This window comes from Paraburkholderia phosphatilytica (assembly GCF_003443895.1).
GTDB lineage: Bacteria > Pseudomonadota > Gammaproteobacteria > Burkholderiales > Burkholderiaceae > Paraburkholderia > Paraburkholderia phosphatilytica.
This window is the reverse complement of sequence record NZ_QQOA01000011.1, coordinates 101,557-122,021: the sequence shown is the minus strand read 5'-3', so window position 1 is coordinate 122,021 and position 20,465 is coordinate 101,557. Positions and strand designations below refer to the sequence as shown.

The window sequence follows — 20,465 nt, the reverse complement described above, 5'->3', positions numbered from 1 at the left end:
TGGCTTCTTGCATTGCGAGAAGCGTGCCATTGCGCTGCAGCACGCGTGCTGTTCGAGCATTTGACGGGTTAACCCGATGCATCGCGCGAGCGGTGCCGAGGCCGGATGCGATGCGTGCAATGCCGCTACAATGAGGCGCGATGCGGCAACCCAGCCGACTGAGGGTTCTGGATGAAGATCGACGAAACGCTCGCCGCGGGCGCCGAACGGGAAACGCAGGCGCAGCCTTTGCGGCGGCGCAAGGCACACATTCGCAGCTCCAACGAGGCCCATCTGCTGGCCTGCGCGGAAGCCGTATTCGCGGAGCGCGGACTGGAAGGCGCGAGCACCGCGATGATCGCGGAGCGCGCCGGACTGCCGAAAGCCAACCTGCACTACTACTTCCCGACCAAGCTCGACCTGTACCGGCGTGTGCTCGAAGACGTGTTCGAGGAATGGCATCGCGCGGCGGATTCGTTCGAATCGAACGACGACCCGGTCGAAGCGATTGCAGGCTACGTGCGCGCGAAAATGGAGCTGTCGCGCCGCCGTCCGCTCGGCTCGAAAGTGTGGGCAAACGAGATCATCCACGGCGCGACGCACATGCAGGACATCCTGACGGAGGCGGTGAAGCCGTGGATGGAAACCCGCGTCGCGATGATCGACGGCTGGGTTGCGCGCGGACTGCTCGCACCGGTGGATGCGCGCACGCTGCTCTTCATGATCTGGGCGCTGACGCAGCACTTCGCCGATTTCGACGCGCAGATCGTCGCGCTCGCCGGCAAGCGCGCGCTATCGAAGAAAGCCTTCGACGCCGCCACCGAAGAGGTAGTGACGCTCGTGCTGCGCGCGTGCGGCGCGAAGCGTCAGGGAAAGCACTCCGCTTCGTAAAGCAGCTTGCCCGCAGCATCTTTCGGCGCGAGCACGGGCTCGAATTCGATCGGCCAGTCGATGTCCACTTCGGGATCGCACCACAAGAGGCTACGCTCGTATTCGGGAAACCAGAAGTCTGTGGTCTTGTAGACGAACTCGGCCTCCTGCGATATCACGATGAAGCCGTGCGCGAAGCCCGGTGGAATCCACAGTTGCCGGTGGTTGTCGGCGGAGAGCATGGTGCCCGTCCATTTGCCGAAGAGCGGCGAACTGATGCGCAGATCCACCGCGACATCGAACACCTGGCCCGATACGACCCGCACCAGCTTGCCCTGCGGATGCTGGATCTGATAGTGCAGGCCACGCAGCACGCCGCGCGTGGAGCGCGAATGGTTGTCCTGCACGAACTCGAACCCGCGCGCGACGTTCTCGTGAAATTCACGCAGGTTGAAGCTCTCGAAGAAGAAACCGCGCGTATCGCCGAACACGGTCGGCTCGACTATTTTTACTTCTGGCAGCGCGGTCGATGTCACCTGGATAGCCATGTCGGCTGGCTCCGTCTGGAAGTTCGTAAGCGGGTCTCGTTTGACGGTGACCCGTAACCGGCACCGCGTGCTGCCGGACGGACACTCTTCGAACGCGGCCGATGCGATGCGGGCGTGTGACGCATCGCACCGGCCACGGCATCACGCTACCTTGGCATAGTGGGTCGTCACCCACTTGCGGTAGTCGCCTGACGCGACGTCATCGACCCACTCCTGATTGTCGAGATACCACTGCACCGTTTTCGCGAGCCCGCTTTCGAAGGTCTCTGCAGGCTTCCATCCCAGCTCCCGTTCGAGCTTGCGCGCATCGATCGCGTAGCGCCGGTCGTGCCCCGGCCGGTCGGTCACGCGGGTGATCTGGTCACGGTACGAGCCTGCCTGCTTCGGCCGCTCGCGATCCAGCAGATCGCACAGCACATGGACCACGTCGAGATTCTTCATCTCGTTCCAGCCGCCCACGTTGTAGGTCTCGCCGGGCACACCGCGCACGAGCACTTCGCGGATCGCGCTGCAGTGATCGCCCACATATAGCCAGTCGCGCACGTTCTGCCCGTCGCCATAGACCGGTAGCGCATCGCCCGACAGCGCACGCGTGATCATCAGTGGGATCAGCTTCTCGGGGAACTGGTACGGACCGTAGTTATTCGAGCAGTTCGTGGTCAGCACCGGCAGCCCGTAAGTGTGGTGCCATGCGCGCACCAGATGATCCGAGCCCGCCTTCGACGCCGAATAGGGGCTGTTTGGCGCGTACGCGGTCGTTTCGGAGAACGGCGCATCGTCCGCGCCGAGCGAGCCGAACACTTCGTCGGTGGAGACGTGCAGGAAGCGGAACGAGGTCTTCGCTTCGCCCTCGAGCGCGCTCCAGTATTCGCGTGCCGCTTCGAGCAACGTGAATGTGCCGATCACATTGGTCTGCACGAAATCGCCGGGTCCGTGAATCGAGCGGTCTACGTGACTCTCCGCCGCGAAATGCACGATTGCGCGCGGTTTGTACGTGGACAGCAGCTGCCCGATGGCCGCGCGGTCGCAGATATCCGCACGCGCGAAGCTGTGGCGTGGATCGTCGTGCAGCGACTGAAGCGTGCCGAGATTGCCCGCGTAGGTGAGCTTGTCGACGTTGACCACCGCCTCGCCCATCACGCGCAACCAGTCGATCACGAAGTTCGCGCCGATAAAGCCCGCACCGCCCGTTACTAGAATCATTGCATCTCCTCACCTTGAACACATCGCCGTTGCCTGCGGTCCTTTCCTTGACCTGGCAACTTCATGTTCGATGCGCGGACAACCAACGCATCGCTCCGTCCTGCCGCGCGGTTCTCGCGCCACGCAAACAGGGCGCTCTCGACTCGCGTTTTCAACCTGTATTTCAAGCCATTTTCTTGGCGTTTGTCAGTTCGTTGTCAGTGAAACGTTACGTGCAAATTTCAGGACTGCCGTAAACCCTGACCGGGTCGACATGACCGTGCAATGAACCCTACGGACCGCCGCCATGCGTCATGTGCGAAACCGTACAGAAGCGGTCTGTACCACTAAATAGCATCGGGCTCACTTCAGCCCGGCCTCCCGTTCTTCCGACGAAAGCTGACTGTCGGCTGGCCCGGTTGTCCCCATCTGTATTCCAACGAAAGCAGCCAGCGCGTACCCCGCCCTCGTCCTCCGTTTCACCGGCGCCTCGCGTTCGGCCGCAAAACAAGAAGAGGCTCACAACGTGGCGACCCTGATCAACAATACTTACAGCGTCGACGAAGCAGCTGCAGCACAACCCCTCACGGACGAACAACTCGACGTCCTTCGCCGTTCGGGCTTCGTCACCTTGCCGTCCATCGCGCCGCGCTCCGAAGTCATACGGATCGACGCGACCATCAAAGACCTGCTCGACCGCAAGGTCGGCTTCAAGGAGGGCTCGCGCCACGACATCGTCGACCCTGAAGACGGCCCCGGTTCCGACCAGCTCACCGAACTCGTCTGGACTCACCATTACGCTCCGCAACTGCACAAAACCGCGTACTTCCGCAACGCGCTGGCCATCGCGCGCCAGGTGCTCGGCCCCGACGCCGCGTTCGCCTTCGATCACGCTATCTACAAGCCCGCGTTCCATGGTGCCGAAACGCCGTGGCATCAGGATGAGGCTTACCAGTCCGACGCGAATCGCGGCCGCCAGCAGATTGCGATCTGGATGCCGACTACGGACGCCACGATCGACAACGGCTGCATGCGTTACATTCCGCTTTCGCAGACTCGCGGCGTGCTGCCGCATCGGCCTTTCAACGACGATCCCCGCGTACACGGCCTGCAATGCATCGGCGACTTCGATCCGTCCGATGCGGTGTACTGCCCCCTGCCACCGGGCGGTGCGGTGATCCATACGGCGAGGACGCTGCATTCGGCGGGCGCCAACCTCACGCCGAATCCCCGCCTCGCCTATATCCTCGTGTTTTCGACGCCCCCGCGTCTGAACGTCGCGCCGCTCGCATTCGAATGGCTGCAAGGCCGCGACGAGACGACCGCGCGACGTCGCCAGCAGTGGCTACGGCGCGGCGGCGTCGTCATCGAGCTGCTGCGGCGCGCCCGGCGCGGCCGCCATCAGGCTCGCGGCAGTTTCGTGCGACGCGTTGCACGCGCACTGCGCCGCCTTGGCTGAGCGTCCGGGCGCGCCCGGCGAAATCGGCCGGCGCGCCCGCTGCCACGCGCGCCGCGGCAGTCGGCTCACCCAGCGCGCCCCTCCCGCGTCACCGCGTCGAAGAGGCGCCGGGCCGCGTTGTCCCAGCTGAAGCGTTTTGCGCGTTCGCGGCCGCGCTGCCGCAGATCGTCGCGCAACGCCGCGTCGTTCATCACCTCCGCGATCTTCGCCGCGATGTCGTCCACCGACCACGCGTCGCAATAGACCGCCGCGTCGCCGCATACCTCGGGCAGCGAGGCCTCGCGCGACGTGACCACCGGACAGCCGCACGACATCGCCTCGAGCGGCGGCAATCCGAATCCTTCGTATAACGACGGAAACACGAAGCAGCCCGCGTGCTCGTACAGCGACTTCAGCTCGCCGTCGGACACGAAGCCAGCCTGCACGATGCTCTTCGACTGCTCGTAGTTGGTCTTCGCGCTCGAATTGAACACCTTGAGATCGCAACTGCCGACCACGACGAACTTCCAGTCGTAACGTTCGCCGAGCTGTTCGACGGCCGCGAGCACGCGAGCCAGATTCTTGCCAACCGACAGATTGCCGACGATCAGCACGTAGCCGTCGCGCCGCAGACCGAGCTTGCCGAGCACGCGCGCGTCGGGCTCGATTCGGTCGAAATGATCGACGCCGTTCGGCACAACGGCAATGCGCTCAGCGGGAATGCGCAGCCGTTCGACGATGCGCGCCTTCGAGAACTCCGACACCGTCACGATGCGTTCGACACGCGATTTCAGCACCGAATACGCGAAGCGATACCAGAGCCGGTACTTCCACGAATAGTTTTCGGGCAGGTCGTAGACGGCCACGTCGTGGATCATCAGCACCTGGCGGCGCGCGAACAACGGGCCGATGTTGCACAGGCTCAGCAGTGTTCGGCCGCCCGTCGAAAATGGCAGCGCAAGCTGCTCCCACAGATTGCCTGCCATCGATCCGCGCAAGGTCTTCGCGCGCGGCAGACTCACTTCCGCATTCGCGTCCGACGGCATCAGCACGAGCGGCGCCGAGCCTTCGGGGCAGAGCCGCAGGAACGCGGCGGCCAGTTCGTAACCGACCCGCTGCACGCCAGTCATCCGCTGCGACGCGAACTTCCCGTTGATCGCCAGCGCGTCGGCAAAGGTACGCGAGCGCGTATCGATCGGCGCGGCCGCACGGGCCGGATCGGCCGCCGCGGCGGATTGCGCGGTTGCGATAGCTGGTTCCCGGTTCAACGTCGTCCCCCTCCATATCGTTACGTTCGTCGCGTCATCGCCTCGATTAGGCATTTACCCGGAGTACCCCCTCAGTACGGTTTCACACACAGGTTCCGGTGGGATGCGAGGGTTGCCTCGATTCGCGTTCCATCATATGGACGGCGGCGCATGGATTCGAAGGACGCACCACCCGGACACGCGAAAGTGCGCTCCCGCACGGTCGTGCAACAGCTTCGCCTTTAATTTGAACATTGGAGGCTGGCTGGCACATTATGTGCAGCGAATAAGGGCTCGTTACTGACGAGTCGCAGGGCCACGGCCCATCTCCGCATGAATGGCCTCACGGCCATCGGATCGGGTTCGTGCGAGGCACGCTGGCGCCATGTCGCCGAAGCCCGCGCGTGGACGGGTATTGCCGACGGCCGACATTGTCCTTCCTGGACGGACCGTTTTCTTTTTTACACGATCGCGGATGCAGATGCACCGCGCTCGACGCGTTGGAGATGCCATGTACGCACGAGTCATCTCGGTGCTTTTTTACATGTTTTTCACCTGCGTGATCTTCAATCCGCAGATCAAAGGCCTGACCATCTATCTGTACGTGGTGCTGCCGTTCTTCGATCCGGGGTTCGTCAGCTTCCTGCTCGCCACCGCGCGCCGCTGGGTCATGCCGTTCGGCATCGCGCTCGTCGCGTGCGGGCTCAGCGTGCCGTCCGCGGCGATCAAGCTGGTCGCGGTCGGCGTGTGTATCGCGTATGTGATGTATACGATCGCCCGGCGCATGGAGTACCTGCACTTCTGGATGGCGATCAACATCCTGTTCGCGATCGTGCAGTTCATCACCTACTACGTGGCCTACGACATCTCCGTGCAGCTGGGTCCGGACCAGATATCGCAGATGTTGTGGGGCACTGCCGCGGCGGAAACGAATACGAACTTCTACGAGATCATGCTGTTCGCGCGGGTCTGCGGCTTCTCGCGGGAAGCGGGCTTCTTCGCGTCATTGATCTCGGTGTCGTTCGTGCTGTATCTGCTGCAGGGCAAACGCAACCGCTGGATGCTGCTGCTCTATCTCGTCGGCCTCTTCATCAGCCTGTCGAAGGCGTCGTTCGTGCTGGTCATCTTCGGGATGCTGTACCTCGCGCGCCGTCCACTACGCTCACTGCATCCGCTCGTATCGATCGGCGTGTTCTTCGGGTTGTCGATGCTGGTCGCGCTGTATTTCGCGCAGCACAACTTCTTCGGCTCGGAGACCTTCGCCGATCGTTTCAGCGGCTATCCGTTCCTGCTCGACGCGAACCTGAGCGACCTGCTGAAGGGACTGAAGGCCAAGGCGCTCGCGGATAACTACAGCTATCTGCCCTATATCCACATGAGTCAGGCGCAGTACTACGTGCGGGATGCCACGTTCTCGAGCCTGCCGGGCCTCATCGTCGACGTGGGGCTCATCGCCGCGCTCGTGCTGATCGGCGTGCTCGGCTTCACCGCGGCCGACGGCTACGTGGTGCTGCTGTTCCTGCTCGCCACCGCGACGCTGAGTCCGCTGATGGTCACGTCGTTCGTGCCGATCTCGTACGTGATCTGCTACTGGCCGCGCTTTGCCGAGTGGATCGCCGAGCAGCGCGCGATCGCGGCCGCACCGCCGACGCCGCGCCTGATCGCCCGTCTGCGCCCCGTGCGTACCGCCGTCCAGCGCCGTCCGCAGCCCCGCCGTCCGGCCGCGATGCTCTGATCGTCTTTCCGCCCTGCCTGCCCGTCTGCCACCCGCATGGCTGGGGTTGGCAGGCCGGACAGCGCCCCGACGCCGAGGACACTACCCATGAAGATCCGCTTGACGCTTCCGGCACAGCGCGCCGCGCCGCGCCTTCGCGCGCTGATCTGCGCGCTGCCGCTCGCGCTTGGCGCCTCGCTGTGCCACGCGCAACTGCGCGCCGATAACCCGGCCGGCTCGATGATCGTGCCGCCTGCGACCAGTCACAATGTGAGCTTCAGCCTCAGTCCCGATCTCGATTCCGCCGACGCGACGCTGACGGTACGCGTGTATCCGTACGACGACGACGGACGCGTAATCCGCACCGCGGTGGCCACCTACCGCCACAAGGTGAACGGCAGCGGGCGCGGCGAAACGATCCAGACCACGCTTGCGGGCCTGCGTGCCGGGCTCTACCGGATCGATGCCGAGGTGGACGTGCAGGAAACCGCGCCGCTCGCGCGCGCGCAGGTGAATCTCGCAGTGGTGCCCAAGCGCACCACGCCCACGCCGCACGATTTCGGCGTCGACACCCATTTCGCGCAGACCACGGACTCGCCCGCGCTGATCCTGCCGCTCGTCAAACAGGCCGGCTTCTCATGGATCCGCGACGAGATGTACTGGCAGCAGCTCGAGAAAACACCGGGCACGTTCACGTTCCCGGCGCGCTACAGCGACTATCTGTCGCAGGCGGTCAATCTCGGCATCTCGCCGCTGATCGTGCTCGACTATGGCAACAAGTCCGCCTATCCGGCGCTGTTCGCGAAGTCGCAGTTTCCCGATACCGATCAGAAGCGGCAGCTCTTCGCGCGCTATGTGAGCGAGGCGGTCAAGCACTACGGCAATCTCGTCAAGCATTGGGAAGTGTGGAACGAGCCGAATTTCGGCGAGATCAGCTACGACAATTACCTGGCTCTGCTGAAGGTGACCTATGCGGCGGTCAAGCAGCAGGCGCCGAACGCGACCGTGATTTCATGCGGCGGCGGCGGATCCGGAGGCGGCCCGGGCGCCGACTGCGCAACCGCGATCATCGACCGCGGCGGCCTCAACGACCAGGATGGTTTCAGCGTGCACCCGTACATGCCGCCAAACCCGCCCGAGACCGGCTACAAGGCACAGGGCGCGCCGATCGATGCCGTGAGTATTCCGACCACGTGGCCGTATCTGAAGGACTTCGCGCACGATCGCCCGCGCAAGGACGGACGAACGCTGAGTGTGTGGATTACGGAGCTGGGCTGGCCAGTCAATCCGAAGGTGCCGGGCCAGGACGAAGCGACCCAGGCGGCGAACCTGATCCGCAGCTACCTGCTGTCGAGGCGCTACGACGCCGTGAAGGCGCTTTTCTGGTACGACTTCATCGACGACGGCACGGACCCGAACAACTACGAACACAACTTCGGCATGCTGCATCACGATCTGACGCCGAAGCCCGCGTTCGTCGGCGCCGCCGTGCTCGCGACGACGCTCGGCGAGCGCGCGTGGAACCGCGCGCTCGTCGATCAGCCGGACGTGAAGGCGTTCCAGTACGGCACCGCCAACGATACGATCATCGCCGGCTGGACGGTCGGCGCCGACTCGCGCACGGTGTCGTTGCCGCTGCCGGCCGGGCAGTACATCCAGCGCGACTGGCAGGGCGGCGAATCCACCGTCACCGTGACGAACGGCCAGCCGCTCGCGTGGCGCGTCGGACCGCTGCCACGCTATCTGATTCCCGCACGCGCCGCGCAGTGAACGTCCAGCTCGCTGCGCGCGCTGCGCCGCACATCACACCGCGTTCGCGGCGGTAAAGCTCTTGAAGGCCGCATAGCACGGCTTCTGCGTCGCACCGTCCGCTTCGAGCAGGCCGTACGAGTCGCCGCCCGGCATGTCGATCAGTTCGTACATCATCACCGACTGCAGGTTGTACGTGTCGCGCAGCGAGTAGTACTCGTTGAGCTTGCTCGTCACGTACGACGTCTGCTGCGCGCTGCTGTCCGTCAGCGCGTAGCCCCATTCGGTCAGCCAGATCGGCAGGTTGAACGACTGCTGCAAGATCTGCAGCACGTTCGTGAGACCCTGCGAGCCCGCACGCACAATGTCGCCCGACGTCTCGTACCAGTGGAACATCGTGATGTCCCATTGCAGCGGCGTCGCGCCCGAGTCCGGCGTGGCGGAGCCGTTCGGCGTCTGGCCGTTCCACAGCATCTGCAGCGCCGTGTAGTCGAGCGGAATGCCCACGTTGATGCCGCACTTGATGGTCGAGTCGACCGACTTCACGCCGTCGATCATGCCGCGCAGCACGCCGCGGAACGCCGGCCAGTACGCCGGGTTGTAGTCGGCCGGCGAGTTGCCCGCGCCCGTCGACTCCACGCCGTTCGCATCCAGCTCGTTACCGCACTCGATGTAGCTCACGAGGCCCTTCAGCACCTGCGCGATCGATTGCGCGAGCTGGTAGCCGTACGCATACGACGTGCTTTCCGACGAGGTCTGATCCCAGTTCATCGGGTTGATACACGGCAGGATCGAAATGCCGCTGCCCTTGAACGCGCCATTGAGCGCGTTGGCCACCGTCTGCGCCATGCCCGCATCGGCGACGTCGGCGCGGTAGTTGGTCACGCCGAGGTCCTGCAGGATCGCGACCTGCTGCGCGGCCGTCATCGTCTTGTAGATGCCGGACGTCCACGCCATGTGGCCGTTGATGCCGTAGAACAGCGCGCTCGACGTCTGCGCGGCAGCAGTTGCAGCAGTGCCACGCGGATCCGACGACGAGCTCCACACGTTGTTCTGGTTGATCTGCCAGTTGCCGTTCGCATCCTCGGCGTAGATCGTGTGATTCCAGTACAGCACGAGCGTGGCCGACAGCGGGCAGTTCGTGTTCACGCCGGCGCGCATCACCACGCCGTTCGAGAGCGTCCACTGCACGCCGTTGCCGTCGGTGATCGCGCTGGCCGGCGGAATCGTCGTGCCGGACGACGACTCGTTCGGCTGGCTGCCTTGCGCGCTTTGCGTGGTCGAGCCGGCCGTGCTGCTGCTGGCGTTGGTGGTCGCCGACGGCGAGCTGCCGCCGCCACCGCATGCGGCCAGCGCGAGCGAACCGGCGCCCGCGATCAGGCCCGCGAGGAAGCGTCGGCGGGTAGCCGGCGCGCTCGCGAGAGCGACGGGGTCGAGCTGGTTCTGGTTCAGGAGGGCGGCAATAGCCGGCGAAGAATTTTCAGTGCGTTTATTGAAAGTCACTGTCCGCGTCCACGTGTCGTTTCAAAGCGGCGCAGTATAAGGTCATCCTTTTACCTAATCTTACCGACGAGGTAAGAAAATCGGTAAAAAGCAAGAGTCGCCTTCACAAAAGGCGATGCAGAGGACATCAGCCTTTATGTAGGAATTACCTTTCGGCATTCGATGCATGGCGCCCTGAAGCACGTAAACCACCGAATTGACTGATCAAATGAGGATTTGTAGTCAGTTCGCATTTGCATTCGAAAGAAAAACGAAAGAAGGAAAATTTCCCCCGGCGCGCCCTCTTTTCGAGCGGTAAAATCTAGCCAAAAAAGAATTAAAAACCGTAAAATCTGTGGCTTTTCTATTCGACATATATTAGCTACCCGCCCGCTGTCCGTAAGAATTTCAGCTTGAATTATGCGGATTATGAAAAATCAGGCAATTTGTTCGCCTGCAATTCCGTCGAATACTGTCGCAGTGAGCAATGACAGATGCAATTTAGACCGGTTCAGTTCCCGCTGATTTTTCCACTTATTTTCCTGTTACCTGGACCCGACACCGGAAAAATGACGCGCAATTGTAGAGGATCCAGATCGACGCACGTGTTAACCCGAAGGGAATAAGCGGACTTTTAACCACACGTGCGCCTCGCAAAAGCAAAAAGCGTCGCATGACCCCAAGGTCATACGACGCTTCCTGTGATGCCGGTCAGACGGACGACGAACCGCTCAGTAGGCACCGTCCCGGCGAGCGACGACACCGACCGTCTTGAACAGGATCGCGATGTCGTACCAGAGCGACCAGTTCCGCACGTACCACGCGTCGAGGAACACGCGCCTCGCGTAGTCGGTGTCATTGCGGCCGCTCACCTGCCAGAGACCGGTCATGCCCGGCTTGGCCAGCAGATAGTAAGCGGCGTCTTCCCCGTAGCGATCGATCTCCTTCTCGATGACCGGGCGCGGGCCGACGAGGCTCATGTCGCCGCGCAGCACGTTCCACAGCTGCGGCAGTTCGTCGAGACTCGTCTTGCGCAACAGCGCGCCGATCTTCGTGATGCGGACGTCGTTCTTCAGTTTGAAGTCCTTGTCCCATTCGGCCCGCGCGACCGGGTCGCTTTCGAGCAGTTCCTTCAGCACCTTGTCAGCGTTCGGCACCATCGAGCGGAACTTGTAGCACTTGAACTTGCGGCCGTTCTGGCCGATCCGCGTGTGACCAAAGAACGGCGAGCCGCCATCTTTCGCGACGAGGATCGCGAGCACCGCGAAAATCGGGAACAGCATGAACATCAGGAAGCCGCCGGCGAGCACGTCGAACACCCGCTTCAACACCTTCGCCGAAAAGCGCGCGAGGTTGTTCTGCACGCGCAGCATCATCACTTCGTGGCCGAAGAAGTACGAGATGTCAGTGCCATAGAGCGGCACGCCCTGCATCGGCGCCATCACGGTCACGTCGCGGATACCGCTTTGCGTGAGGCCGCGCACCCACGTGTTGCGCACTTCGCTGTCCTCGTGTTCGAGCGCGATCACCACCTGCACACCCGGCAGCGCCATGAAGGTTTCCGGCGAAAAGCCATGCAGCACCGGCGCATCCGTCATCGCGGACGTATCGCATTCGCCGTCCGGCGCCACATAGGCGATCACGTCCACGCCGAGGAACGACTGGCTCGACAGGGCCTGCTTCGCGTCCACCGCATTCCTGCCGCAACCGACGATCAGCGTCGGCCGCTTCCAGAGACCCGCGGCATCGAGCGCGCGTTTGGTCATCGAGCGGAACACCGGCACCAGCACGAATGCCCCGGTCCACGTCAGCGCCCACCAGCCACGAGCGAACATGCCCTTCGTCAGCGTCGTCAACGCGAGGTGGATCACCGCCAGCACCACCAGCAGGCGGAAAATTTCCTGCAGCTCGCGCCACATCGGCCGGCGGCACGTGTAGTGCCGCATGCGTGCCCAGAACCACGTGGTGCCCGCGAACGCCAGCGCCATGTAGATCAGCACCGGGTGCTTCGCCATCGACGCCCAGAAACCGATCTGCGGCTCCTCGCCGAAGCTGCCGAGGATGTCCGTCGAGATCAGCAGCGCGACCGTGAAGCCGAGCACGTCCGCTGTCGCGAGCGCGACCTTGTTGGTAAGCGCTGGAAATGGCTGGATGCCTAGTCGCGTTCGCGACTGATATCCAACACTGATTGTTGAGTTCACTTGGCATTTCCTCGTGTTGAAGTGCCGGCAGTCTGTTCGTTGACCAGGCGCAACCGCCTGATCGCCGCCGTTTGTGCGTACCCCCGGCCGAGTCCCCATCGGCCCAATTTCGTGCCGCGACGTTCACGCCCTGCCGCGCCATCCTCCCTTCCGCCACTTCGGCAACATCCGCTGCGAGGCCCGACCTGCAACGTCAGACCGACTGCTCTTCCGTTTCCGCCGATTCGCCCGCGGCATGCGGCGCGGGCGCGAACCCGCTGCGATACGGCTCGTTCAGCTGGCCGCGCAGCGACGCGCGGATCCTGCTCCACACCGGCAGGTGCGGACGCGCATCCGCCGCGGCGAGCACGGCGGCCATGAATCCATTGCGAAACGCGGCCTTCGAAAAACGTTCGGCGTTCGCGCGGCAGTTCGCCGGCGTGAAGCGCGCTTCCTGCGACTCGAAGCGTTCGACGGCGCCGCGGATCGACGCAACCGTCTGCTCCTGGAAGAACACGCCCGTCGGCCGCGCCTGCGATTCGTCGAGCACGGTCTCGCACGCGCCGCCCTTTCCGAACGCGATCACCGGCGTACCGCACGCCTGCGCTTCCACCACCGAAATGCCGAAGTCTTCCTCTGCCGCGAACACGAATGCACGCGCGCGCTGCAGGTGATCCTTCAGCACCGAAAATGGCTGATGGCCCATGATCGTCACGTTCGGACCGGCCTTCGCGCGAACCTTGTCCATCTCCGGTCCGTCGCCGATCACGATCAGCCGACGCTCGGGCATCGCCGCGAACGCCTCCACGATCAGGTCCATCTTCTTGTACGGCACCATCCGCGAAACCGTCACGTAGAACGGCTCTTTCTTCGCCGTCAGCTCGAAAGCGTCGACGTCGACGGGCGGATAGACGACCGTCGATTCGCGCCGGTACACGCGGTCCACGCGCCGGCCGATGAAGTTCGAGTTCACGACGAAGGTATCGACGCCGTTCGCCGTGCGCGTGTCCCAGTTACGCAGGTAGTGCAGCACAACGCGTGCAAGCATCGCGCGCGGTCCCTTCACGAGGTTCGCCTCGCGCAGATACTGGTGCTGCAGATCCCACGCGTAGCGGATCGGCGAGTGCACGTAGCTCACGTGCAGTTGGTCCGGTCCGACCAGCACGCCCTTCGCCACCGCGTGCGAACTCGAGATCACGAGGTCGTACCCCGACAGATCGAACTGCTCGACCGCGAGCGGAAAAAGCGGCAGATAACCGCGATAGCGACGTTTCGCGAACGGCAGCTTTTGCACGAACGACGTCGTCACCGGCCGGCCTTTCAGGAACGCGCGATCGGAGATGAAATCGACGAGGCTGAACACGTCGGCTTCGGGGAAGCATTCGAGGATCTCCTCGACCACTTTCTCCGATCCGCCATACGTCACCAGCCATTCGTGAACAATCGCAACCCGCATCGTCCGGTTCTCCGTCGATGGGCTCCGGCGAGCCCAGCGCACGCATGCGCAAAATTTGAAGTCACACCTTGATGCTATGGGCGGCCCTTTGCAGCTTCGGTACGGATTCGCACTTAAGCGTGGCCGCACAACGCCCTGAATGGGTGCACAGCGCGCGGCGCGCAGCGCGCCGCGAATTCGATGGAACGCCTTATGCAGCGGCGATTGAAGGGACCGTCACCTTGTCCATCAGCAGGTTCTGCAGGTACTTGCCGTAGGCGTTCTTCGCGAGCGGTTTTGCAAGCATCTGTAACTGTGCACTGTCGATCCATTGATTGCGGAACGCGATCTCCTCCGGACACGCGATCATCATTCCCTGACGTTTCTGCAGCGTCGCGATGAAGCTAGCCGCGTCGATCAGCGAATCGTGCGTGCCGGTGTCGAACCATGCGTAGCCACGACCCATGATCTCGACTCGCAGCTTCCGGGCCTCCAGATAGCGCATGTTCAGATCGGTGATTTCGAGCTCGCCGCGCGCCGACGGCTTGATGTCCGCCGCGAGATCGCACACGTCGCGGTCGTAGAAGTAGAGGCCCGTGACCGCGTAGTTCGAGCGCGGTTTCGTGGGCTTCTCTTCGATGGACAGCGCGCGGAATGCCTCGTCGAATTCGACGACGCCATAGCGTTCGGGGTCCTGCACGTGATAGGCGAACACCGTCGCGCCATCGTCGCGGGCGTTCGCGGCCTCGAGCTGCTTCAGCTGGTCGTGGCCGTAGAAGATGTTGTCGCCGAGAATCAGCGCGGACGGATCGTTGCCGATGAAGTCCCGGCCGATCACGAACGCCTGAGCGAGTCCGTCCGGCGACGGCTGTACCGCGTACTCCAGGTTCATGCCCCAGCGGCTGCCATCGCCAAGCAGTCCCTGGAAACACGGCAGATCGCGCGGCGTCGAAATCACCAGCACATCGCGAATGCCCGCGAGCATCAGCGTGCACAGCGGGTAGTAGATCATCGGCTTGTCGTACACCGGCAGGATCTGCTTCGAGACGGCATGCGTGATCGGATACAGCCGCGTGCCGGACCCGCCGGCCAGAATGATCCCTTTGCGCTTCATGGGCGCCTCCCGTTGGTTCAGGTATTGACGGTTAGTCACAGCGGGCGTGCGTCGCTCACGCCGTCTGCGGCGTTTGCGGCGTCGCCGACGGCGCGCGCAGCTTCATGCCCGCGGCGATGCCGCGCAGCACGCTCTTGCGGCCGGCCGGCGTAAAGCGCGCGCATTTCGCGAGCATCGCTAGCGCCGAGTAACCCTGCGCGACGATCGACCACGGCAGCGCGAAATTCTTGCGGCTGAAGTACAGACGATTGCGCGTGCAGTAGTAAAGGCTGAACGGGCTCTCGTCGCCGCCCGTGGAAAAGCTCACCTTGTGCCCGACGAGCGAGGTGGGCACGTAGAGCAGATGAATGTCCGCGAGATTCATCCGCCACACGAAATCGGTGTCGTCGTAGTAGACGAAGTAGCTCTCGTCCATCATGCCGACGCGCTCGAACACGCTCCGGTGCAGCGCCATGAAGCAGGTCGGCGCGTATTCGGTGAAGCCCGGGCGGTCGTACTGGCCGTCGTCCTCCGCGCCGTCGCCGATGTGCGCGGTGATCGCTTTCATCCGCGAAATCGTGCCGCCCGCGCACCAGATGCGGTTGGTGCCGTGATAGAGAATCTTCGGGAACGTCGCGAAGGTCGAGCCATCCTCGATCGGCTGGATCAGCTTCGCGATCGTCTGCGGATCGAGGAACTCGGTGTCGTTGTTCGCAAGCAGCACGTAGTCGCAGCCATCGGCGAGCGCCATCTGGATGCCCTGGTTGTTGCCGCGTGCGACGCCGGCGTTCGCGTTGTTGAACACGACTTCGGCATCGATATGCGCTGCCTCGGCGAGGCGGCGCGACATCACGGCGCCGCTGTCGGTCGCGCTGTTGTCGATCACGTAAAGCTTCATGTCGACGCCGCGTTGCAGCGCGAGGCTCGCGAAGAAGTCGTCGAGCACGTCGTCCGAGTTGTACAGCACGGTGACGATGCCGACGCGCGGCGGGCGATTCGCTGTCTGGACCATGATTGCGCGCTCCCGGTGCTTATGCGGCGGCCTTGCCCGCGTTACCCACGCTGCCAGCATTGGCAGCAGCCTGGCTCGCCTGATACAGGCCGCGCGCCTTCATCTCGACGATGCTCTTTTCGTAGCGGTCCTCCTGCACTTCCTGGCCGTCCACCCAGGCCGCGAAACGCGCGATGCCTTCGTTGAACTTCACCTTCGGCTCGAAGCCGAGCAGCTCGCGCGGCAGCGTCAGGTCCGCGTAGTTATGGCGGATGTCGCCGAGGCGGAACGCGCCCGTTACCTTGACCGGCAGCTCGCTGCCATACAGTTCGCGCAGCCGGTTCGCAACGTCGATCACCGGCGTGCGCTCGCCCGAGCCGATGCCGAACACGTGGTCGTTGGCCTTCGGGCTGGTCAGCGCGGCCGCGGTCGCATCGACGACGTCGTCGATATAGACGAAATCGCGGCTTTCCAGACCGTCTTCGAACACGCTGATCTCGTTGCCGTTCTTGATCCGCGTCGAGAAGATCGACAGGATCCCGGTGTACGGATTCGACAGCGACTGACCCGGTCCGTACACGTTCTGGTAGCGCAGTGCCGACGCGCCGATGCCGATCGAGCGGCACACGGTCATCACCATCAGTTCCTGGTCGTACTTGGTGATGCCGTACACGGACGACGGATGGATCTTCGACTCTTCGTCAGTCGGCAGGCATTCCATCGGCACGCCGGACTTCGGGCACAGATGGTCGAACTGGCCGGCGAGCATGTGCTTCTCTTCACGCGCGCCCGGATACACGATGCCGAGTTCGGGCGAGCGGTACTTGCCCTCGCCGTAGATCGCGCGCGACGACGCGACCACGACCTTCTTCACCGTGTTGGCGCTGTTCTTCACGAGAATGTCGAGCATCAGGCCGGTGCCGCTCACGTTCACGTCGACGTAGTGGCTGACCTCGTACATCGACTGGCCGGTGCCGGTTTCGGCGGCGAGGTGGACGATCGCGTCCTGCCCTTCCATCGCGCGTTCGAGCACGCCGCGATCCGCGACCGAGCCTTCGATGAAGCGCACGCGGCGGTCGAGCGACAGGAACAGCGCGGACTTGTTGTATGGATCGTCGCCGTGGATCTGCTTCGACAGGTTGTCGAGCACGGTCACCGTGGCGTTATCCTTCGCCAGCTTGTTCGCGAGGTGCGAGCCGATGAAGCCGGCACCGCCAGTAATCAGTACTTTCATGATTCGGAGCGCTCCCAGGTTTGCGTTTGCCGGTTGTAGCGTTTGACGACGCGCGCCGGATTGCCGGCGACGACGCAGTAGTCCGGCACATCGCGGGTGACGACGGCGTGGCTGCCCACCACTGCATGGCGGCCGATCGTGACGTTCGGCAGGATCATCGCGTTGAAGCCGATGAAGCTGCCCCGGCCGATCACGACGCGGTTGCCGACGGTGCGGATCCGCATGCCGATCCGCACCGGATCGTCGACGTCCTCGTACGGATGCTCGACGTCGACGATCCCGCAACCGCCGGTAATCGTTACGTCGTCCTCGATCGAGATCGACGACCCGCACACGATGTGCACGTTCTGTTCGATATTCACGTTGTTGCCGATCGTCAGACGCGGCGGAAACGCCGGGTTTGTGACGATCAGTTCGATCCGCGCGCCGGGGCGGATCAGCACGCGGTCGCCGAGCGACGCGTGATGCACGTTCGAGAACAGCATCGGCTTGTAGATCGTGCAGCCTTCGCCGATCTGCTCGAACACGTGCGCATACCAGAGCTTCGCTTTCAGCCGGTAATACGCGAGCTGAAGCTTGTTCCACCGGTCGATCCAGCGGAGCTCGCCGAGTTTCGCGAAGGTGGTGTTGATGACGCTCATGCGCGTACCGGCTGCCTGCCGGCCATCTGTTTCGCGAAGCCGTACAGCGAGCGCAGCGTGTGCGGCCAGCGGCGCATCGTATGCAGCAGGCCCTGCTTCGCGCCGACCTTTGCGTAGCTCACGCTCGTGTCGATGTAGCGTTCGAACTGCTCGTATTCGCCCGCTTCCAGAAACATGATCGCGGAGCGCATGTAGAGCCGTGCACGGCCGCGGTCCACCACGGCGCGATCCATACCGAGGTCCTGCGCCATCTGGTAGGTGGCCATCATGTCGTGGATATTCGTTTCGTGACGGGCGGGATTCTTGATGACCGTCGACGTGAAGCCCTTCGGATTGACGCGGTAGAGGCCCATTTCCTCATCCAGATAACGCGCCTTCGTGCCGTAGAACGACTGCATCAGGTTGGCGACGTCAGCGACGACCTTCAGGTCGAGATTGACTGGAAAACGGCGGCGCAGCGAACTGCGGAACATCGACGAGCTCGTGAAAAAGAACGGCCCGTGCTCGATCAGGTACTCGGCGTCGAACACCGCGGGCTTCGCGTCGGCGAGCGGGAACGGCACCGGTTCCTTGGTGGTCCAGTGCACGGTACGCATCCGGTGCACGACCATCCCGAACTCGCGCTGCGTTTCGAGAAACTCGAGCTGACGCGCGAGCTTGCCCGGCAGCATCAGGTCGTCGCCGTCGAGGCAGGCGATGTATTCGCCGGTCGCCTTCGCGATCACATCGGCGAAATTGCGCGAATAGCCGACGTTGCGTTCGTGCGGGACGAGCGTGACCTGGCCCGGATAGCGCGCCTGGAACGACTCGATCACCGCGCGCGACTTGTCCGTCGAGCCATCGTCGCCGACGATCACGTCAAACGGCGCATCGACTTCCTGACTCAGCACGCTTTCGAGACATTCGCCGATGAAATTCTCCTGATTGTAGCAAAGGACTACTACCGATACGACCGGCTGCTTCATTGCACTGGATTCCACTGGTTGCATGCCTAACCCTCTCAGTTCAGGACGAGCCGCCCGGCCAGCGCGCGCGCCTTGCGCTGCGCGATCGGCGAGACGACCACCGTCGCCGCCACCATCAACAGCCACATGGCCGGGACGAGGACGAAGAGTTCGATACGCGGCGCCTGCGACAGGTCCGCGAAGTGATACGCGATCGCCAGCGCACCGGTCACGGCAACACGCGACAGGAACCCGCGATACCACGCGAAGTTGATGCCCGGCAGGAAGCGGCGATGCACGATGCCGACCCACAGCAGCACCTGCAGCAGATTCACGACGAGCCATGCCACCGCCACGCCGGACGCACCGTAATGGAATGCGCCGAAGAACACGGACGGCACGAGAATCACCAGGAACAGCGCATTGCCCTTGATGTGCAGCGACAGGTTGCCCTCCGCGTACTGCACGAGAAACGCGAGGCCCGCGATCGCCGAGCATGCGTTGCCGACCGCATAGCAGCGCAGGATGTTGAGCGCATCGGGCGTAGTCGGCGCGGACATGGACCACAGGTGCAACACCATTTCCGGCACCGCCGCGAAGATCATCGCGACCGGGATGACCGCGATCATCACGATCTCGCTCGCCAGGAAGTAGCTCGGCGTCACGTCGCGCGTCTCGCTCGCGCTCTCCGCGGTGAAGCGCGGAATGAACGCCTGCTGGATCGGATTGGCGAGCAGCAGGATGCCGCTCGCGAGCAGTGTCGCCATGCTGAACACGCCGAATGCGGGCAGCGGCAGCAGCTTCGACAGGATCACCTTGTCGATCTGCGTAGACGTCGCCCAGACCAGCGCCGAGAACGCGATGGACAGCGACAGCCGCGCGCGCGCCATCAGGATGGCTTTCGAGAACCGGCGCGTGAAGATCCGCGCCTGAATGTGGCGGCCGAGCACGATGCGCATCGTCAGCGCCTCGCCGACGATCGCCATCAACTGCCACAGGAAGAACGCCTCGATGCGCGGCCAGGCCATGATCACCGGCACCACGAGCACCGCGCGGATGATCGCGAACACGACGATCACGACATTGAGCTTCGGCTGCTGGTCGATGCCCACCATGCCGCCGCGATACAGCGACGACAGCCAGCGGGCCGACACGGTCAGCGCCATCAGCACGAACGCGACTTCGATCTCGCCTTTCGGCAACGCCTTTGCATTGAGCCAGTCGTACGCGAACCATGGCGCGAGCAGGAGCGAGCCGATGATCAGCACGAAGCAGATCGACGAGACAAATTTCTCGAGCGATTGCAGGAGGACGCGCACTTCCTCGCGCGACGCGTCGTCGCGCACCCGCGCGAGATCGCGCGTAAGCGTCGGCGAAAGGCCGAGATCCAGCACCTGAACCCACGCGAGCAGCACGGCGTTCAGCGCGATCAGACCATAGGCTTCGACACCGAGATGGCGCACATAAACCGGCACCATCACCATCCCGAGCGCTACGGTAACGATCTGACCTGCGTAGTTGGCAATGAGACTGCGCTTCAGCATAAGTAGTGTGTGTTTGAGTTCTGTGCGACGACGCCCGCTCTGTCCATTGCGCGAACCATCTAGCCAGGTGGTTCGCTGCAGTGCGCAAAAAACGGCGCACCGTGCGCGGGTTCTGCTGGCACGGCGAGCTGGACCGATCCTCCTGCCCGCCGGCGCTTTCAGTGGTGACAGCAAGCAACGCTGCGGCTTCTGTG

The 20,465-nt window shown here is 63.4% G+C and carries 15 protein-coding genes and 1 pseudogene; 4 read left to right on the top strand and 12 right to left on the bottom strand.

Going from position 1 to position 20,465, the window contains the following annotated elements:
• The first annotated feature begins 171 nt into the window (after positions 1-171).
• The gene (locus tag DVS29_RS14260) at positions 172-870 is read left to right on the top strand and encodes a TetR/AcrR family transcriptional regulator (RefSeq protein ID WP_118181116.1); all 699 of its coding nucleotides are present in this window, start codon (positions 172-174) and stop codon (positions 868-870) included.
• Here the strand turns inward: DVS29_RS14260 and rfbC are convergent.
• Both rfbC and rfbB read right to left on the bottom strand, forming a co-directional pair.
• Positions 846-1,397, bottom strand: a complete 552-nt coding sequence (gene rfbC, locus DVS29_RS14255) for a dTDP-4-dehydrorhamnose 3,5-epimerase (RefSeq protein ID WP_118181115.1) — start codon at positions 1,395-1,397, stop codon at positions 846-848. The genes DVS29_RS14260 and rfbC overlap by 25 nt on opposite strands.
• Before the next feature lie 141 nt (positions 1,398-1,538).
• On the bottom strand, positions 1,539-2,600 hold the full coding sequence (gene rfbB / locus DVS29_RS14250; RefSeq protein WP_118181114.1) for a dTDP-glucose 4,6-dehydratase: 1,062 nt from the start codon (positions 2,598-2,600) through the stop codon (positions 1,539-1,541).
• 505 nt (positions 2,601-3,105) lie between these two features.
• On the opposite strand from rfbB, the gene DVS29_RS14245 reads away from it, so the two are divergent.
• Positions 3,106-4,038 carry a phytanoyl-CoA dioxygenase family protein gene (locus tag DVS29_RS14245; protein ID WP_164707910.1) on the top strand — a complete coding sequence of 311 codons (933 nt, stop codon included), beginning with the start codon at positions 3,106-3,108 and terminating at the stop codon, positions 4,036-4,038.
• 65 nt (positions 4,039-4,103) lie between these two features.
• Here the strand turns inward: DVS29_RS14245 and DVS29_RS14240 are convergent, their stop codons facing one another.
• Positions 4,104-5,285, bottom strand: coding sequence for a glycosyltransferase family 4 protein (locus DVS29_RS14240; RefSeq protein ID WP_240655600.1), 1,182 nt, complete (start codon positions 5,283-5,285; stop codon positions 4,104-4,106).
• 490 nt (positions 5,286-5,775) lie between these two features.
• On the opposite strand from DVS29_RS14240, the gene DVS29_RS14235 reads away from it, so the two are divergent.
• Together DVS29_RS14235 and DVS29_RS14230 are read left to right on the top strand one after the other, a co-directional pair.
• The gene (locus tag DVS29_RS14235) at positions 5,776-6,999 is read left to right on the top strand and encodes a hypothetical protein (protein WP_118181111.1); all 1,224 of its coding nucleotides are present in this window, start codon (positions 5,776-5,778) and stop codon (positions 6,997-6,999) included.
• A gap of 87 nt (positions 7,000-7,086) precedes the next feature.
• Complete coding sequence (locus DVS29_RS14230) at positions 7,087-8,748, top strand: cellulase family glycosylhydrolase (RefSeq protein ID WP_118181110.1); 1,662 nt, start codon at positions 7,087-7,089, stop codon at positions 8,746-8,748.
• Positions 8,749-8,781: 33 nt separating this feature from the next.
• Here the strand turns inward: DVS29_RS14230 and DVS29_RS14225 are convergent, their stop codons facing one another.
• The 9 genes and pseudogenes from DVS29_RS14225 to DVS29_RS14185 all read right to left on the bottom strand — a co-directional run bounded on the left by DVS29_RS14225 (position 8,782) and on the right by DVS29_RS14185 (position 20,271).
• Positions 8,782-10,230 carry a glycosyl hydrolase gene (locus DVS29_RS14225; RefSeq protein ID WP_118181109.1) on the bottom strand — a complete coding sequence of 483 codons (1,449 nt, stop codon included), beginning with the start codon at positions 10,228-10,230 and terminating at the stop codon, positions 8,782-8,784.
• A 710-nt stretch (positions 10,231-10,940) separates the two neighbouring features.
• A complete protein-coding gene (gene wbaP, locus DVS29_RS14220) occupies positions 10,941-12,362 on the bottom strand; it encodes an undecaprenyl-phosphate galactose phosphotransferase WbaP (RefSeq protein ID WP_338069330.1) in 1,422 nt (473 codons plus the stop codon).
• Positions 12,363-12,747: 385 nt separating this feature from the next.
• Positions 12,748-13,923: pseudogene (locus DVS29_RS14215) on the bottom strand (glycosyltransferase family 4 protein); the annotation flags it as partial.
• Between the two features lie 112 nt (positions 13,924-14,035).
• Positions 14,036-14,938 (bottom strand): glucose-1-phosphate thymidylyltransferase RfbA, encoded by a 903-nt coding sequence (gene rfbA / locus DVS29_RS14210; RefSeq protein WP_118181106.1) that lies wholly within the window; start codon positions 14,936-14,938, stop codon positions 14,036-14,038.
• A gap of 55 nt (positions 14,939-14,993) precedes the next feature.
• The gene (locus DVS29_RS14205; protein WP_118181105.1) at positions 14,994-15,929 is read right to left on the bottom strand and encodes a glycosyltransferase family 2 protein; all 936 of its coding nucleotides are present in this window, start codon (positions 15,927-15,929) and stop codon (positions 14,994-14,996) included.
• A 19-nt stretch (positions 15,930-15,948) separates the two neighbouring features.
• A complete protein-coding gene (locus tag DVS29_RS14200; RefSeq protein ID WP_118181104.1) occupies positions 15,949-17,142 on the bottom strand; it encodes an NAD-dependent epimerase/dehydratase family protein in 1,194 nt (397 codons plus the stop codon).
• On the bottom strand, positions 17,139-17,783 hold the full coding sequence (locus DVS29_RS14195) for an acyltransferase (protein ID WP_118181103.1): 645 nt from the start codon (positions 17,781-17,783) through the stop codon (positions 17,139-17,141). Before DVS29_RS14195 ends, DVS29_RS14200 begins: the two co-directional genes overlap by 4 nt.
• The gene (locus DVS29_RS14190) at positions 17,780-18,748 is read right to left on the bottom strand and encodes a glycosyltransferase family 2 protein (RefSeq protein ID WP_240655596.1); all 969 of its coding nucleotides are present in this window, start codon (positions 18,746-18,748) and stop codon (positions 17,780-17,782) included. Before DVS29_RS14190 ends, DVS29_RS14195 begins: the two co-directional genes overlap by 4 nt.
• 35 nt (positions 18,749-18,783) lie before the next feature.
• The gene (locus DVS29_RS14185; RefSeq protein WP_118181101.1) at positions 18,784-20,271 is read right to left on the bottom strand and encodes a lipopolysaccharide biosynthesis protein; all 1,488 of its coding nucleotides are present in this window, start codon (positions 20,269-20,271) and stop codon (positions 18,784-18,786) included.
• Between the last annotated feature and the right edge of the window lie 194 nt (positions 20,272-20,465).